General features: G+C 69.7%; 9 protein-coding genes. 5 read left to right on the top strand and 4 right to left on the bottom strand.

The genetic code is table 11. From position 1 onward, the window contains the following. Positions 1-25: 25 nt before the first annotated feature. Together N8I84_RS33355 and N8I84_RS33350 are read right to left on the bottom strand one after the other, a co-directional pair. Positions 26-1,255: a hypothetical protein gene (locus tag N8I84_RS33355; protein ID WP_263233165.1), complete on the bottom strand. Its 1,230-nt coding sequence runs from the start codon at positions 1,253-1,255 to the stop codon at positions 26-28. Then, positions 1,240-2,166 carry a hypothetical protein gene (locus tag N8I84_RS33350; protein WP_263233164.1) on the bottom strand — a complete coding sequence of 309 codons (927 nt, stop codon included), beginning with the start codon at positions 2,164-2,166 and terminating at the stop codon, positions 1,240-1,242. The genes N8I84_RS33355 and N8I84_RS33350 overlap by 16 nt, the downstream gene beginning before the upstream one ends. 459 nt (positions 2,167-2,625) lie before the next feature. On the opposite strand from N8I84_RS33350, the gene N8I84_RS33345 reads away from it, so the two are divergent. From N8I84_RS33345 to N8I84_RS33325, 5 genes are all read left to right on the top strand, one after another. Next, a complete protein-coding gene (locus tag N8I84_RS33345; RefSeq protein ID WP_263233163.1) occupies positions 2,626-3,144 on the top strand; it encodes an ATP-binding protein in 519 nt (172 codons plus the stop codon). A 151-nt stretch (positions 3,145-3,295) separates the two neighbouring features. Beyond that, the gene (locus tag N8I84_RS33340) at positions 3,296-4,534 is read left to right on the top strand and encodes an AAA family ATPase (RefSeq protein ID WP_263233162.1); all 1,239 of its coding nucleotides are present in this window, start codon (positions 3,296-3,298) and stop codon (positions 4,532-4,534) included. Between the two features lie 59 nt (positions 4,535-4,593). Next, positions 4,594-5,202 carry a hypothetical protein gene (locus tag N8I84_RS33335; RefSeq protein WP_263233161.1) on the top strand — a complete coding sequence of 203 codons (609 nt, stop codon included), beginning with the start codon at positions 4,594-4,596 and terminating at the stop codon, positions 5,200-5,202. 245 nt (positions 5,203-5,447) lie between these two features. Then, positions 5,448-12,362, top strand: coding sequence for a DEAD/DEAH box helicase (locus tag N8I84_RS33330; protein ID WP_263233160.1), 6,915 nt, complete (start codon positions 5,448-5,450; stop codon positions 12,360-12,362). After that, positions 12,359-14,626 (top strand): UvrD-helicase domain-containing protein, encoded by a 2,268-nt coding sequence (locus N8I84_RS33325; protein ID WP_263233159.1) that lies wholly within the window; start codon positions 12,359-12,361, stop codon positions 14,624-14,626. The genes N8I84_RS33330 and N8I84_RS33325 overlap by 4 nt, the downstream gene beginning before the upstream one ends. A gap of 33 nt (positions 14,627-14,659) precedes the next feature. On the opposite strand, the gene N8I84_RS33320 is transcribed toward N8I84_RS33325, so the two are convergent. Next, entirely contained in the window at positions 14,660-15,604 is a 945-nt protein-coding gene (locus N8I84_RS33320) for a serine/threonine-protein kinase (RefSeq protein ID WP_263233158.1), read from the bottom strand. A 208-nt stretch (positions 15,605-15,812) separates the two neighbouring features. Further along, positions 15,813-17,738, bottom strand: a complete 1,926-nt coding sequence (locus N8I84_RS33315) for a GmrSD restriction endonuclease domain-containing protein (RefSeq protein ID WP_263233156.1) — start codon at positions 17,736-17,738, stop codon at positions 15,813-15,815. Positions 17,739-17,788 lie beyond the last annotated feature (50 nt).

The raw sequence follows: 17,788 nt of genomic DNA, 5'->3' as shown, positions 1-17,788 counted from the left end.
GTGTACGCCGAAGCCGCACCCACCCCTACGACCAGCTCACGAAAACCGTGCGCCGGTCCAGGAAGGGGTTGGAGATGGGGGTCGGCGATCCTCCCGGAGTGGTAGGCACCGCCCTGAAGCCGGGGTCCTCGTATGCGTAGTCGTCGTCGTTCTGCTGGGCGTTGGGCGGGTGGACGGAGACGATGAACCTCTTCCCGTCCGGCGACACCAGCATCCCCTCCGCGACCATCCCGTCCTGCGGCCCGACCACGTTGACGGGGGCGCCCACGGCGCGGCCGGTGCGGGCGTCCATGGTTCGGAAAGCGCCGGAAGACGTGCGGCACAGCACCCGGTCGTCACCAAGCCAGCCGACAACGCCGACACATCCGCTGAGCAGCGCCGCCCCGCGCGCCGACGTCCTGGTGAGGGGCCCCGAGGAGTTCCACGTGTCGAAGACGGTGCCGAAGACCTTGGGTGCGGTCGCCGTGAGCCGGCGGCCGTTCGGCGCCAGGTGCACCATGTTCGCCTGGACTGCGCGAGCCGGCTGGCCCGTGACGATCAGGGGCAAGCCGTGCCCGGCGGCCGGACCTTCGTCCGTCAGGTGGTGGTCGCCCTCGGCGGACCGGGAACCGATCCTTTGCCTGCCGTCGGAGGCGGTGTACGTGAACCACACGCTGTGCCCGTCCGGGGACATCACCGCGTTCTGCTCGTCGTCACCTGCCGCACCTCCCAAACGGACGACGTCTTCTATAGCGGCGCCGCTCGCCACGTAACCGACGTGGGAGTCCTTCTTGTTCCGGGGATCTCGGAGGACCACCGCCATGCGCGTGAACGCCAAGTCGAAGAGGGCGCGGATCCGGGGAGCCATGTACTCCGAGGTGGAGACGCCGTAGGGGGAAGGGCTGTACGGGCCCACTCCACAGAGTTCCACGAGGGGACTGTTGACCGCCTTGTAACCCTGCACATTACTGAACGCGGCGTCGCTCGGGATGGGGAATTCCCGTTCCGCGCGCTTCTGCCACGTCTCGGGATCCCACGCCTGGACCGAGACACTCGCCCAGCGAGAGCCCATATTGCACGTGGCGGTGACCACCGTGCCCTTGCGGGTGAAGGGACTGGCCGGAAGGGCGTACCCGCGGTTGCCCAGGTAGGGTGCCGCGGGTACGGAAGGCCGGGAGTCGGGCTTCTCCTTGGCCGGTTGCGGGCTGCACGCCTGGACGCACAGGACGGCCAGGACGAGGAAGGCCACCGCCTTGCCCACTACAGCAGGCCGCACGTCGCCTCCTTGGGCTTCAGGTGGCACGGCGTCCAGGGAATGGATCCGAAGAACCACTTCTGCCGTGGGTTCAGGGGAACGGACTCCGTGCGGATGCGCAACGGCTTCCCCTGCCGGTCCTTCAACTGGACCCACTGTCCTTTCTGGTAGGCGTCGTTGTAGTGGACCTTGATGCCCCACTCGCACGACTGCCCCGGCGGCGCGATCGCCTCCACCCTGAGGCCGCCCGAGGGCTGACCGCCGCCCACCTCGATGTAGTGGGTGTCGAAGTAGGGCTCGCCCTGTCCCTCGGCGTCGTCGGTCAGCACCGGCTCGTCGGCCCGGGGCGGAACGTGGAGCTGGATCCCCTGATAGACGGATCCACCTTGCGGTGGAACGGCGACGACCGTCTGCGCGGTGCTCTTGCGGCACGCGACGTCGGTGACCTTCCAGTCATCGATGACCACGGCGGCGGCCCGAGTACTCAGCACGTTCATCTTGAAGGTGTCGGAGAGTTCCATGCGGCTGCTCGACGGCTGCTGCAGGTGCTGCTTGGGAGCGTGCTCCAGCACGGACGGGTACGTGAGCAGATGTCCGCCCAGTGCCTTCAGGTACGAGAAGGCGGCGGGACTATCCGTGCTGGACGTGAGTTTCCGCGTCTCGGCAGCGGTCAGTTCCCTGTCGAGAACCATGACCCATTCCTGACGGGGGTCGCCTTTGTCGGGCTGTACGGACACGGTGAAGGGCGCTTGGGAGGCGTCGTACTCCTTTTGCTTGTCGTTCTGGTTGTGGACGTCCCATCCCAGCAGCAAGTACGCGGCCAACGTCGTGGCGAGCACCCCGCAGAGGAAGGTCAGGATGTTGCGCACCGACAACACGACCGCCCACCGCGTCTTCTTGCGGCGGGAGGCCCCGGGATCGACTCCCAGCATCTCCGAGACGATCGCCTGAAAGCTTTCGTCCGCTTGGCTTCCCGTTGCGGTGGGGACTTGGGTTTGCTGGGGCGGTTGCGCGGGAGCGGCCGGCGGCCCTGCGTTCGAGTCCCCGCTCTGCCCGGTCGGTTCGGCGGAGGCGCTGCTGTCACCGCCTGACTGCGGCTCCGGTGTCCCATCCGATGGCGCGGTAGTTGTCATGCTCGTCCCCCCACAACGTGATACATCCGTCTTCGCTCAACACCTGGCACTCCGTTACGGTCGCACCTGTACAGAAACCGGCAGTACGGGGCGCCGACCGTCTCGCGTGACCACGATAGGGACAAGGTCCGTAACCTTCCCACCACTTGAGGCCGTCTCCACCCCCTTCCACGTACCGGCATCCGCCATCACGTACAGCAGCCTGTCGTACAGGCGTCACACCTGGTGCCGCACCGCCACACTCAAGACGCTTACGGCATGCACCTCCCTTCCCCTCAGCACTACCCGCTGTCCGAGACAACGGCAACGGCCGAATTCGCCATGGCCTTCACCTCCACCCCACGCGGCGCCCGCCTCGCCCGGCTCTTCGTCTCGCACTGCCTGGACTCCTGGGGCCACCCCTACGACAGCGACGCCAACGAGACGATGACACTCATCACCGCCGAGCTGTGCGCCAACGCCGTACGGCACGGGCGGATCCCGGGCCGGAACTTCCACGTCCGCCTGACTTCGGAGGCGGACGGCAAGCGGCTGCGGCTGGAGATCTCCGACACCCGCGCGGAACGCCGACCCGTTGTCGCGGACCCCATGGCTCCCGACGCCGAGTCCGGCCGCGGGCTCCTCCTCGTCACCGCCCTGGCCGACGACTGGGGTGTCACCGACCGCCGCTGCGGCCCGGGCAAGACGGTGTGGGCCGTGGTAAGCGCCGCATCGAAGAGCCGGTCCGGCACCCTTGGGGAAGCGCCCACCCCAGGCGATGTCAGTGGCCGGACCTAGCCTGCTCCGCATGTTGGTCCGCCCTCGCACCCGGACATGCCCTCGCCTCCGTCCAGGCCGCGTACGAACTCGACGGAGGCCATGGCGGCGCGGGCAACGCATCCGGCCCACTCCCCCGCGTCCCGATCACCGACCCGATAGGTTTCGTCCTATGCCTGGCCGTCTGCTCGAACTGCACGTCGAGAACTTCCGCAGTCTGCGTGACGTGACCGTGCCGCTCGGTCCGCTCACCGTGTTAGTGGGCCCGAACGGGGCGGGCAAGTCCAACGTGCTGAAGGTGTTCGACTTCCTCGCCGACATCATCCGCACCGACCTCCAGCCGGCGCTGGACGCGCGCGGCGGATTCGACGAGGTGGCCTTCTGGGGCGGGACCAAGCCGCCGACCTCCATGCGCATCCACCTCAAGGCGACGTGGACGACCAATTCCACCCTCAACGCACCGGACGAGTACAGCCTCACCATCCGGCGCCGGTCCCTGCGGTCGAAGCAGACCGGGGAACGATCGCCCTACTACGCCCTTTCCCGCGAGGAAAGCTTCGCGTTCAAGCGCAAGCAAGGACGTGGCCGGCGCATCACCATCTCGGGTGAGGAGGCGCGCATCCTCGACGTGCGGGCGGGCGAGAGCAAGGACAGCGGCAGCTTCGGCATCCGAAGGCTGAGCAGCGGCCTGTCCACGCTTCCCCGGCTCGGTCCCGCCGACGGCGGGGACGAGGTGACGCGGGTCGCCGACCGGCTGTCGTCGTTCCGGGTCTTCGACGTCGACGTCGCGGCGGCCCGGCAGCCGACTCGCCTGCGCGGTGCGGACTTCGCCACCCTCTCACCGCACGCCGAGAACCTGGCCGGGTTTCTGATCCACCTCAGTGGTCGCGAGGAGACCTGGGACGACCTGGTCGCCGATGCCCGTACGGTCCTGCCGCAGTTGGAGAACATCGAGTTCGAGGAGGTCGGCGGGGCGACCGACCAGCTGACCGTCGTGCTGCGCGAGCGCGGCCTGCGCCGCCTGACACCGCTCGCCGACGCCTCCTACGGGACGGTCCGGCTGCTCGGGCTGCTCGCCCTGCTGTACGACCCCAATCCTCCGGCGTTCACCTGCATCGAGGAGATCGACCACGGGTTGCATCCGCAGGCCCTGGAACTCGTCGTGCAGCGGCTGCGGGAGGCCGCCGAGCGGACGCAGTTCATCGTCGCGACCCACTCGCCCGCGCTCGTCAACCGGCTGTATCCGGAGGAGTTCGTCGTGTGCGACCGCGACGAGGACGGCGCGTCGATCATCCCGGCTCTCACCGTGGACGAGGTGAAGGACATCGTCGAGGAGTCCGGTGAACAGCCGCTCGGCGAACTGTGGTTCTCCGGGGTGCTGGGCGGCGACCTCACCGGGGGTGAACTGTGACCCCGAAGGGGCGACAGGGCGGCGGGCGGACGTCCCGGGCACAAGAACGGGGCGTCATCGTGCTCGCCGGTGAGGACCAGAACGACTGCGAGATCCTGGCCGCGCTCATACGCGCCCACCGGCCCGACCTCGGCGCGGCGGCCAAGCTGGTCCGCATCAACGACCCCGTGCGCCTGCGCAGGAAGTCCGGCCCGGACCTCGCCGCCGCCGTCAAGGCGCTGGCCGGCAAGGCGCGGGCCAAGGCACGCCAGCAGCGCGCCCAGTTGCTCGGCTTCGTCGTCCACGAGGACCTGGACGGCTACACCGACACCCACTACGAACGGGTCCGCAGAACGCTGACCGACGAGTTCGCGCGCCAGTGCCAGGAGTTCCGAACGGCACTCGCGCTCGCCGCCTGGGAGAGCGAGGGCTGGCTGCTGCTCTTCCCGGACGCCTTCCCGCACGTGCGTCCGCGCTGGAAAGTCCCCGCTCATCTGCTCGACCGGGACACGGGCCGCGTCAAGGACGCCAAGGAGGAGCTCAAGCGGGGGCTCGGCCTGCCGGTCTTCCGGGAGAGCGACGGACCCACGGTCGCCCGCAAGGCGCTGGAGCACCGGCTGATCCCGTCCCCCCGCGGCACCAACCGCTCGTACGCGGACTTCGTCGGGGACCTCACGGGCTGGACCTGACAGCCGTAGAACGCGCTGCCGGAGTGCGCGCGGTGTTGGACTGGTCGGCATGCGCGGCCATTACCGTGATCGTCTGTCGCATTCGCACCGTCAATCCCTTTCGTGGAGGTCCGGGATTCGACCAGACGGGTGCCGTTGTCCGAGGTGGGGGTTATTTTTGACGCTGATCGTCACGGTGCCTTCGCCCGCTGTCACGGTGGGGCGTACCCGGCGGTCCCCGTCACCGACTTGCCCGAAAGGTCCTCGTGAAGCCCACCCTGGCCGCCGCACAGCTCCGTGGCAGTCTGACGCAGTACCTCACGACGACGTACGCCCTGGCCGACGAGGACACGCGCCTCGCGCTGGAGAGGTTCCTCGGCGATCCGGACACGGGCATCTTCCGGGGGCCGTACCTGCGGATCAGGACGCCGTTCCACCCCGCCGACGACGGGTGGCGGTCGGCGCTCGAGTGGCAGCCGTCGTTCACGCCGTGGCGGCACCAGGCGAAGGCGTGGGAGCGACTGAGCACGTACAAAGGGGCGGCCGAGCCGACGCTCGTGACGACCGGCACCGGGTCGGGCAAGACCGAGTCGTTCCTGATCCCCGTCCTCGACCACTGCCGGCGGCAGAAGGCACTGGGCAGGCGCGGGGTGAAGGCCGTGCTGCTGTACCCGATGAACGCGCTCGCCACCGACCAGGCCGGGCGAATCGGCGACTACCTGGCGCAACCGGAGCTGGCGCAGGTGACGGCCGGCCTTTACATCGGCGACAAGCCGGACACGGACTTCCGGCGGGTCATGACGCGGCGCGAGGAGATGCGGCAGTCGCCCCCGGACGTGCTGATCACCAACTACAAGATGCTGGACCTGCTGCTGCAGCGGGCGGAGGACCGGCCGCTGTGGGAGGGGGCGGACCCGGCGTACGTGGTGCTGGACGAGTTCCACACGTACGACGGCGCACAGGGCACGGACGTGGCGATGCTGCTGCGGCGGCTGGCGGCCGCCGTGGGCGCCTCGAAGCCGGAGCGGCCGCTCGGTTCGATCTGCCCGGTGGCGACCTCGGCGACCCTCGGTGAGGGCGGGGGCGACACCGGCGGCATCCTCATGGTCGCCGAGCAGGTGTTCGGCGTGCCGTTCGGTCCGGACTCCGTGGTCAGTGAGGAGCGGCTGAGCGCGGACGACTTCGTCGGCGACATCGACTACGAGTTGCCCGAGCCTCCCAGCCCGAAGGAGGTCATCGAGGTCTCGGGCGGCCCGGGCGTGGAGTCCGACCCGGACCGGCTCGACCTGGACGGGCTCGCCGAGCGGTTGCTGGGGCGGCGCGGCCTTGATGCTTTCCAGATCGGGCGGCTGCTGAAGAAACACGACTTCACCCACGGTGTGCTCGCACTGCTGAACGGCGAGCCGCTCGACGAGTGGGGGCTGCGGGACCGTATGGCCCGCTTCGGCTACGCGTGGGCGCGCACCGCGCGGGAGAACCCTCGGCTCGCGCTGGAGGCACTGTCGCGGTTCGTGGCGCTGCTGTCGTCCGCGCGGGATCCGGAGTCCGACGAGCGCCGACCGCGTCCGCTGCTGCACATCGAGGCGCACCTGTGGGTCCGGCCCGTGAGTCGGGTGCTGAGCGGGGTGGGCGCCCGACCGGAGTTCCGCTGGTACGAGGACGAACGGGCCGTGGCGCGGCGCTCCGCGCTCACCGCGGCGTCCGCGTCCGAGGATCTGGCCGACAGCGACGAATGGCCGATGGCGGACTCGCGGCGGCCCCAGGCGCTGCCCGGTTCGGACACCGTGCAGCGACCGGCCCAGGCCCATCTCCCGGCGATCTACTGCCGCGTGTGCGGCCGCTCGGGTTGGGCGACCCTGTCCCCGGAAGCCGATCCGCAGAAGCTCGAGACGAGCCCGCAGCGGATCTGGTCGGCGGCCCTCGGACGTGACAAGCGACGGCTGCGGTACTTCATCTCGGCGACTCCGGCCGAGGCACGGGACGCCCTCGCGGCACTCACCGGCACCGGCCCGAAGCGGGCGGGCGGCGTCGATCCGCAGTCCGTGGTCGTGCTGGACGGCGCGGAGAGCACCTACCGCATGCCCGTGGCGGAGGACGGGGAAGGGCTGCAGGACGCCTGGTTCGCGCGGGCCATCCTGGGCAAGAAGACGGCCGACCAGGCCGCCCGGGACGACACCTGTCCTGCATGCAACGCCGACAACGGCATCAGGTTCCTCGGCACCGCGCTCGCCGCGCTGGCCTCCGCCACGGTCACCCAGCTGTTCACCGGCGGCCATGAGATCGCGCTGGCTCCCGAGGAGCGCAAGACGCTGCTGTTCAACGACTCCACCCAGGACGCCGCGCACCGCGCCGGGTACGTCGCCAACGCCTCGTACAAATTCTCGCTGCGCTCTCTGCTGGCGCACCAACTGGACGACTCCGGTACGCCGCTCCCGCTCAACGACCTCATCGGCGACGTCCTGGACTCCGTGGACGACCCGCAGACGCTGGCCGCGGTCGTCCCGCCGGACCTGCACGACGAACCGGGCGTGGACCGGCTCCTGTCGGGACGCGGCACGGGGGACGCGCGGACCTGGAAGCTCATCGGGGAACGGCTCGCGTTCGCGACCGTCATGGAGTTCGGGCTGCGGTCGCGACTCGGGCGCACGCTGGAGCTGACCCGGACGACGGCCGCGGAGGTGGTGGTCGAGGAACCCGACCGGATCGTCGCGCTCGCCCGCGACCTGCATCTCACGCTGCCCGGGCAGCTGGGGCTCGACAGTGGCCTGCCCACGCCCGAGCGGTACCTGGCGTACGTGCGGGGACTGCTGGAACGGCTGCGGCTGCGCGGCGGCGTCCGGCACCGGTGGCTCGACACCTGGATCAAGGAAGCGGGCGTCAACCAGTACCTGATCTCCGGGCAACGACCGGAGGGAATGCCCGCCTTTCCCGAGGGGTACGTGGCGCCGCCGCGGTTCCTTCTCGACGGACCCAAGGAGAAGACGAAGTTCGACACGATCACTGGTCGTGGCAACTGGTACCAGGACTGGACGCGGCGCTGCCTCGGCCTGGACGCGGCGCAGGCGACCGAGTACCTGCGCAGGCTGCTCCCCGTCCTCGCGGACGAGGGCGTGCTGTCGGTGCGCACCGCCAAGGACCGCACGACCCGCGTCTACGGCCTGCAACCTGGCCACATACAGGTGCGGCTGTTGGCGGACGACCTGGTCAACAAGGCGTTCGTGTCCTGCGAGGAGTGCGGCTGGCAGCAGGTGGTGCCGCCCGAGCGGCGCACCCGCTGGTACGGACACCCCTGCCCGCGCTGGCGGTGCACCGGCATCCTCACCCCGCCACAGTCCGGCATGTCGTCGACCGGTGCGGGCAGCGGCGGCTTCGGCGGGAAACTGGAGCGCGACTACCGGGCCGACTACTACCGCCGCCTGTATCTGACCGGCGGTACCTACCGGGTCGTCACGGCAGAGCACACCGGCATGCTGACGCGGCCGGAACGGGAGCGCGTGGAGCGGACGTTCCGGCAGGGCACCCACTACACCGACCCCAATGTGCTGTCCTGCACGCCCACGCTGGAACTGGGCATCGACATCGGCGACCTGTCGGCCGTGCTGCTGGGCTCGCTGCCGGGCGGGCCGGCGAACTACGTGCAGCGTGCCGGACGTGCCGGACGCAGGACCGGCAACGCCCTGGTGGTCGCCTTCGGCGGGCGCCGGGCCCGCGACCGGTACTACCTGGACGACCCGACCGAGATGATCGCCGGTGACATCGTGCCGCCGGGCTGCTACCTGTCGGCCGTGGAGATCCTGCGCCGCCAGTACACGGCGCATCTGCTGGACCGGGCGGCGCGCGGCGAACTGACCACCTCGGACGGCGAACCGCTCATGCCGCTCCCCCGCCTGTCGTCGGCGCTGTTCGGCACGACGGGCTGGTGCCAGGACCTGTCGGACGCGGCGCTCACCCACGGGGCGCGGCTGGTGGAGGAATTCCTGGCGCTGTTCCCGCAGGCACCCGGCGGCCCGGACGACGACCGGGGCGTGTCCCTGCACGCCGCGGACGAGTTGCGCGCCTACGCCACCGGCGGCATCGCACGGGCCCTGCAGGAGGCCGAGGAGGAGTGGACGGCGCGCCGCGAGGAGCTGCGCCGCCGTATCGCCGCCATCGACACCGCGGTGGACGGTCTGCTCGCCGAGGACCGTGAACAGGGCGCCGAACGACGTGAGCTGCTCGCGGAGCGGCGCGCCACGGGTGAGCTGCTGCGCGAGCTGAGCCAGGCCAGTGCGCACGGCGCGCTCGTGGAGCTGGGCCTGCTGCCCAACTACAGCCTCACCGACACGACCACGTCTCTGGAGGCCACGCTCTACTGGAAGGAGGCAGCTGGGGACGACGAGGGCACGGAAGCCCCGGAGGGCGACGACGAGCGCCGGAACTGGGTGTACCGCAGCGAGGTCCGCGACTACGAGCGTTCCCGCAAGCTCTCCCTCACCGAACTCGCGCCCGGCAACAGCTTCTACGTCAACGGCTATCGGCACGTCGTACGCGCCCTCGACATCGGCAGCCCGGAGCGGCGCGCCTGGGCCGTGTGGCGTCTGTGCCCGGCGTGCGGATACGCGCGCGCACACGGCGATCCGAAGAACGACACCTCGCCGTGCCCACGGTGCGGGTCACGGGAGATCGCCGACGCGGGCTGCTTGCACCACGTGCTCCAGCCCCGGCGCGTCATGTCCCGGGACAAGCGCGACGACGCCCGGGTGCGGGACGACCGCGACGAACGCGACCGGAGGCGGTACGCCGTTCTCACCACCGTCGACATAGACCCGGCGCATCTGGCGGCCGGATCATGGCGGCACGACGCCGCTGTCTTCGGCGCGGACTTCACGCGCAAGGCCGTCGTCCGCACCCTGAACCTCGGGGTCGACCGGCAGGACGGCAGCAGCACGGTTCCGCTGGCCGGGGACGACGTGCGCCTGAACCCCTTCTTCGTGTGCGCGAGTTGCGGTGGGGCGACCGCCGACGGGCGGCCGGTCGTCGACCAGTCGCAGCACGCGCTCACCGCCTCGCTCGCCCGCACCACCCGCGCGAGCGCCCACCACCAGTTGTGGTGCCCGCGCCGACGGCTGCGCGGCAGCGGGGAGGAGCAGGGCGCCGGACTGGACGTGCCGCTGCTGCTGGCACACGAGCTGACGACGGAGGCCGTTCGCATCCTGCTGCCGGCGTCCGTGGCGCGGGCCAAGGAGCGGCTCGCCTCGTTCACCGCCGCGCTGTTCGCCGGCATAGCGGCCCGCTACGGCGGCGACCCCGACCACATCGACATCACCGCCGCGTCCATGCCGGACGGCGAGGACCGCGACTGGCCGCGCCGGTTCCTCGTGGTGTACGACCGGCTTCCCGGCGGCACCGGCTACCTGCACCGCCTGGCGACCTCCGACGGCTTCCGCGAGGTCCTGCTGAAGGCCCGTGAGGTGATCGAGAGCTGCGGCTGCCTGGAGAAGGGGCTCGACGGCTGTCACCGCTGCCTGCTGCGCCGGGTGCCGCCGGCCGACTACGACAAGGTCAGCCGGAACGAGGTCCGGCAGATGCTCGACGAGCTGCTCGGTGCGGACGGCGAGCGCTGGCGCACCTCGCCCGTCACCACCACCCAGCACATCCCGATGCACCGGCAGGCCGAGAGCGATCTCGAAGTGCTGTTCATCGACACGCTGCGGGAGTGGGCCGGGCTGCCCGAGAGCCGGGCCAGCGGCGACGCCTACATAACGCCGGCGGGCACCCACGCTCTGGACCTGCGGCTGACCGCGGCCGACGGCACCACGTTGAGCTGGCGCGTGTCCCAGCAGCGCGTCCTCGACGGCACCCGCCCCGACGTCCTCTTCGAACGGGTCGACGCGCCGGGCCCGCGCGTGGCGGTCTACCTGGACGGCTACGAGTTCCACGCCGGCCGAGAGCACAACCGGGTCGGCGACGATGCCGACAAGCGCACGCGGCTGCGTGCCGAAGGGCTCAGGGTCTTCCAGCTCACCTACGGCGACGTGAAGGAGTGGCAGCGCCGCGTCCGGGACACCGGCTACGCGGGCGCCGGCCCGGCCGACCCGGTGTGGGAGCCGTACGGCGACCAGGCCCAAGGCAAGGCCCGCGACTACTACGCCACGGTGTTGGGCGGGCTTGCCGGTGAGCTCGCGGAGACGGTGTGGGTCAATCCGGCCGTGCAGCTCGTGGAGTATCTGCGCCGGCCGGACGCCAAGCGCTGGCAGTGGCGGGCGGAGGCCGCCCTGGCGGGCTTCATGGGCGCCGGGGCCCGCCCCGTCGCGTTGCCGCCGGAGGTGCTCGGCGAGCAGATCACGGCGGCGCTGCGGGGAGGAACGCCCACCGGGTCGCGCGGCCCGGTGCAGCTGTTCACGGTCACCGACCGCTCAGGGCTGCCGCTGGTCCTCGCCGCGGACGGCCGGGAGAGGCCCCCCGCCTGGACCGGCATCGCCCTCCTCGACGACGCACCCGGCGTCCACGCCCAGGAGGATGCGCACAAGCGCCGCTGGCGGGCCTGGCTGTACTGGTCCAACCTGCTGCAGTTCCTGGACACCGGCGGTGGGGACGCCGTCCAGCTCACGACCGGCCGTCTCGAGGGGTTCCCGGTCGAGACTCTGGCGGTCACGGGCGGCAACGGCGTCCTGGAGAGTGTCCGCGCCACGCTCGCCCCCACTGCGACTGCCGACGGCACGCCCGCGCCGGCCCAGACCGCCGCGCTTTCGCCGCAGGCCCCGGCCACCGCGGAGGTGTCCGCAGCGGGTGTCGCCCCGCCCGGCCGGGATGCGGCGTGGGACCGGGTCATCGAATACCTCGACCCGGACGAGCCCGGCCTGCTCCCGCTTGCCGAGGCGCTCGCCACGCGCGGTGTCCCGGTTCCCGAGGACGGCTACGAGCTCGACGAGAACGGCTGGCTCGCCGAGTTGGCCTGGCCCGGCGCACGCGTCGGTGTCGTCCTCGGCCCGCGTCCACCGGAGGGCGAGGACGAGGACCTGGAGGCCGGCGACCGCGACCGTGCGTTCGCCGCCGCCGGCTGGGAGGTGCGGCCCGCCGCCGACTGGACCGCGGACGACATCGCGGACCGCCTCGACGGCGCACCACCGTCCGGCGACCGGAAAGGTCGTGACCTGCCCGACGGCACCACCACGGAGAACGGGGAGAAAGAGCAACCGTGACCGGCAAGAACGTGACGCTGCGCCTGCTCGACAAGGCGGACCGGGAGATCCTCAAGCTCCCCCGCCCGGTCAAGGGTGCGATCTACGACTTCCAGCACAAGTTCAAGACCAATCCCGACTCCGCGGGCCTGCGTCTGAAGCAGCTCCAGGGGCACGACAAGCTCTACTCGGCACGCGTCAACGACGAGTACCGCGCCCTGTTGCTGCGCCTGGCCGACGACGACTGGCTGATCGTCTCGGTCAAGCACCGCAAGGACGTGTACGCGCACCTGGACCGGCTCACGTACTCGGTCAACCGCGTCACCGGCGGCATCGAGTACGTGGACCTGCAGGTCGTGCAGGAGGAAGTGCTCACTCCCCCGGCCCCGCGGCCCGCCGCACCCACCGAGCCGGTCGAGCCTGCCCGCCCCGCCGAGACGGCCGCTCCCGAGCCGCTGTTCGCAAAGTGGTCGGAACAGCAGCTCACCGACCTGGGTGTGGCCCCTTCCCTGATCCCGGTCGTCGCCGCGCTGACCACCGAGGACCAACTCCTCGGACTCGTGGAGTATGCGCCACAGCTCACCGGCGAGGTGCTGCTGGCGTTGTACGACGGCAAGGAGTACGACGACGTCCTGGAGCAGGTCACCGCCCCCGTGGCGGCGCCGGAACCCGTGGACCCCGAGGACTTCCGGGCCGCCGTCGAACGTCCGGCCACCATCGTCACCACGACCGACGACGCCCTGCGCGAGGCGCTGGAGGGCGAGGACTTCGGGCGCTGGAAGGTGTTCCTGCACCCCACCCAGGCCAAGCTGGTCGCGCGGGACTACAGCGGTCCGGCGCGCGTGGGCGGTGGCCCCGGCACCGGCAAGACGATCGTGGCACTGCACCGGGTCAAGCACCTGGTCGAGCAGCTGCCGGCCGGCCGGAACAAGCCGGTCCTGCTGACCACGTACAACAAGAACCTCGCGGCGGACCTGCGTTCGCGGCTGCTCGCCCTGGGCGGCGAAACGCTGCTGTCGCGTGTCGAGATCAGCCATGTCGACCAGCTCGCGCTGCGCACCGTCCGGGAGGCGGAGCCCGGCAACCGCAAGCGGATCATCGACGAGGCCCAGGCCGTCCGCGAATGGCGCTCGCTCCTGGACGAGCTCGGCGCGGACGGCTGGGACGCAGAGTTCCTGAACGACGAATGGACGCAGGTGATCCTCGGCCAGGCCGTCACCTCCCGCACGGACTACTTCCGTGCCCGTCGCGCCGGACGCGGAGGCACGGTCACCCGTGCGGAGCGCGCCGAGATCTGGCAACTAGTCGAGCGGTTCACCCAGCGCCTGGACCGGCTCGAAGTCCAGACGTGGGATCAGATCGCGGAGCGGGCAGCTCAGTTGGAGGTGGAACGCGCCCGGCGTATCCAGGCCATCGACCGTCAGCGGGAAGAAGCGGGCGGCCTCGACAACATCCACGTGGCCGACGGATCGGGAGGCTGGCTGCGCTACCGGTACAGGCACATCGTGGTCGACGAGGCTCAGGACTTGCGGCCTGCGCACTGGAAGATGCTGCGGGCGATGACCGCCCCGGACCGCAACGACCTCTTCCTGGTCGGTGACACTCACCAGCGCATCTACAAGAACCAGGTGACCCTCGGCAGCCTCGGCATCAACATCCGCGGCCGTTCGTCGAAGCTGTCGCTGAGCTACCGCACCACGCGGCAGATCCTGCGCTCAGCGCTGAACGTGCTCGGCGACGAGAAGTACGACGACCTCGACGGCAGCACGGAGACGCTGGCCGGGTACCGGTCGGTGCTCAGCGGCGCAGTCCCGGACCTGCACAGGCTGAACGACTGGCAGGACGAGCGTGAGGCGATCGCCGCGCTGATCGAGTCCTGGGGTCAGGTGCCGCACGAGCAGATCGCCATCGCCGTACCGACCAACCAGATGGCCAGCGAAGCCGCGTACACGTTGGCTCAGCACGGTATCCGAGCGTTGGAGATCGGCCCGGACGGACCTCGCGGCGACAGCGGCGTCCACATCGGCACGATGTTCCGGTTCAAAGGTCTCGAGTACCAGCGCATGATCATCGCCGGGGTGACCGACGGGCTGGTGCCGCGCGCGAGCGTCCAGCAGCGGCGCACCACGGACCCGGCACGCTACCGGACGGAGATGCAGCGCGCCCGCTCGCTGCTCTTCGTCGCGGCCACGCGCGCCCGCGACAGCCTGGACATCTTCTGGCACGGGGAGCCCAGCCCGTTCCTCAAGGAACTGATCAAGGCCCGGCCGCCAGTCGCAGCCTGACCGGACCCGGATCGTGCCGCGGTCGCCCTTCGGCTAGCGCGGCACGATCGGCCCTTGGGGCACGAGGAACGGCCGTCGGGGATCCTCCGGCGGCATCCTGCGCATCACGAGCGCCGGATCGGGGCCCGGCAGGTACGGGGCGAGTGCCGCGTACACTTCCACCGCATCGCTGGGGCGATCCTCAGGACGCTTGGCGAGCAGTGCGTGCAGCAGGTCCTGGAGCGCCGCCGGTGCGTCGACGCCGTAGTCGGCCACCCGCGGCGGAGACGCGGTGAGGTGCTGAGTCACCAGCTGGGCGGGGCGCTCACTGTGGAAGGGGCGGTGACCGGTGAGCATGTGGTGCAGCAGGCACCCCACCGCGTACAGGTCGCTCCGTCCGTCCAACGGCTTTTCGCCGACGAGGAGTTCGGGTGACGCGTAGGCGACGTTGCCCAGCGTTTCGCCCGTCATGGTGAGTCGCGGATCGGTGTCCGAGAGAACCTTCACCAACCCGAAGTCGAGTATCTTCACCAGACCGCTGGTGCGGATCATGACGTTCTGAGGCTTGAGGTCGCGGTGGACGAGCCCGGAGGCATGCGCGGCGGACAGCCCTGAGCACAGTTGCGCGGCGACCGAGACCGCAGCCGACACAGGCAGGCGTCCGTCGTCGGCGCCATCGATGAGGTTGTCGAGAGTCGTGCCGTCGACGAGCTGCATCACCAGGCAGCAGACGTCCTCGGTGACGGCCGCGTCGTACACGGTGGTGATGTTGGCGTGGTCCAGACGAGCGGCGGCCTTGGCCTCCCTCTCGAAGCGAGCCAGAGCGGTGTGGCGCCAGTCGGGAAGGGCCAGAAGATCCGCGGCGACGGTCTTCACGGCGACGGGGCGCTCCAGATACACGTCCGTCCCCTGCCATACGAGCCCCATCGACCCTCTGCCCAGAATCCGGTCCAACCGGTACCTGCTGCGCAGAATCTTGCCCGCAGCGAACTGCTCCACGTCGACTTCCCTCGTCGGTGCGTCCAAGCCATCGGTGTGCCGGGAGCACGGACTGCCCTGCCAGAGCTCCGCCACCGGCAGTCCGCGCGGACAAGTCAACCAGGGTCGCGCACACCACACCTCGCACTGCTGCGTCACTCGTTGGCGACGCCGCCATTCGGGGACCGGCCGTATGCGGCTGCGGCCAGGCGTCCCATTCCGCAATCCGCTACCGGATGCTTTGCAGCAACTTACCTGTGGCTGTGACAGTCCAGAAGGACCACCCGTTGCGGTTCGGATTGACGTGTGGGTTGAGGGCCTGTACCACGGCGACTGCCGCTCCGCTGGGAGTCCCGTATTCGCCTCGGCCCGGGCCGGAGGGAATGGTCACGGTTCGGGACGAGGGGTCGTAGTAACCATTGACGCGTCGGCCTTCGTAGATCGCGTAGACCTCGACGCCATTCTCCGTGCGGAGATCTTGAACGGTCGCCCCTACGGGTTTGGGGGCGGTGGGGTCCTCTGCGATTACCTCCTCATCGGCAGGCGGTTCGTCGATGTCCCGGTGGGTGTCCTGGCCGGCGTACGCCGGAAGTCCCAGTAGCCGGTTGAGGACGTTGGCCTGCAAGCGCCTGCGTGCGGCCAGGAAGTCGGGGAACCGGTCCAGGGACCGGAGCTCCGGAGCGTCAGGAATCCACTGCTCGGCCAGGCGTTCCGGCGCGATTTCCGCCATGTACTCGGCGGGCAGCTTGGAGCCGATCATCTTGTTGGTCTGTCCCGTCACGAACGCGAGGTTGGCCAGACTGTTCCACTCCTCCTTTGGGAACGTCGCCTGCACTCGCGCCCGAGGAAAGACGTGGTGAAACTCGATCTTGGCGCCGGAACTGATGGGCTGATCGTTGATGGCGGTGTTGGTCGCCCAGTCCTTGGCCTTCCCCTGAAGTGCGGCGATGTAGAGCAGACGGAAGAAGGGATGAGTCGAGTACTTCTGTTCCAGGTCCCTAGGGTGAATCGGGCTGTCCACGGAGCGCGGACCGAAGGCGCGACGGATGAGTTCGGTGAACAGTTGCTCTCCGCCCCGGCCCTTGATCAGGCGTGCTTCGGCGTCCAGCTTCCCCTCAACCTGCAGTGAGTAGTGGCTGAAGGCCATCGCCGTGTAGACCCAGCGGCGCAGCAGCCCGACCTCTTCGGGCAGAAGCTTCCCCTGGCGATGGTGCAGCAGCAGTGCCGGGACCACCACGGCGTTCGGCGAGGTGAGTACGTCCGAACGGGGGATCCCGCACTCTCCGCGAAGGAAGTCAATGGCGAGACGAAGCGCAGTCTCGGTGGCCTGCCAAGCTTCTTTGAGAGCAGACGCGTCCATCGCAGCGCCGATGAGCTTGATATGGCGGGCGCCCGTCCCCGCGAGCAGGCTCATGAGCCGCAGGACTGCCTCACGGTCCAAGGCGAAGCCGATGTCCTTCAACTCCTCGTGGAAGGAGTCCATGGTCTGAAGGCCATCTGCCCAGCGAGCCGCGATGGCGCTGTAGACCAGGTCGCCCTTGGAGAGCCTGCGTCCGCCCTTGTTGAGCCGGGCGAAGACTTCGGCGACCTCCTCGTAGTCGTCGGAACTGTAGGTGACCACGACGATCTGCTGCTTGCGGATGTCATTGACCTTCTGAAGGCGCTTGGTCCACTCCTTGAACTCCGGGTGCCGCATCTCCACCCCGGCGTCCAACAGGATCTCGTAGAACTGGACCCCGTCCTGCAAGATCGCCGAGACGGGGATCAGGAGGGGGTCCTTGCGCTGGACCGCGCTGGGATTGACGAACTCCTCCGTCCGCACGTCGAAGCGGAGGTCGATGAGGCGGCCGTCAGCCTTGGATTCGGGCCGGTAGACCCAGGCAAGCGAGGTGAGTCGCTGCTGACCGTCAAGGAGGTACAGCGGCCGCTGGGAAGGCTTGGCTGACTGGACTACAGCCGCCGTCCGGAAGGGGGCCTGAAGGTTGGTTTCCCAGAGGAGCAGCGCACCGACTGGGTAACCCCGATACAGGGAGTCGAACAGATCGCGTACGTCTGTGCGCATCCAAACGAAGTCGCGCTGAATGGACGGGATCACGATCTTGCCGTTCAGCAAGTCTTCCACTGGCGAGATGATCGGCTCGTTGGACTGTTTCACGATTCCCCCCACGAGTGGCCAGTTCGGCCCGCATCCTATCCGCACATCGC

It is taken from the genome of Streptomyces cynarae, assembly GCF_025642135.1.
GTDB classification, from domain to species: Bacteria; Actinomycetota; Actinomycetes; order Streptomycetales; family Streptomycetaceae; genus Streptomyces; species Streptomyces cynarae.
Note: the sequence above shows the minus strand (reverse complement) of the source record. Positions and strands in the feature narration are given on the sequence as shown.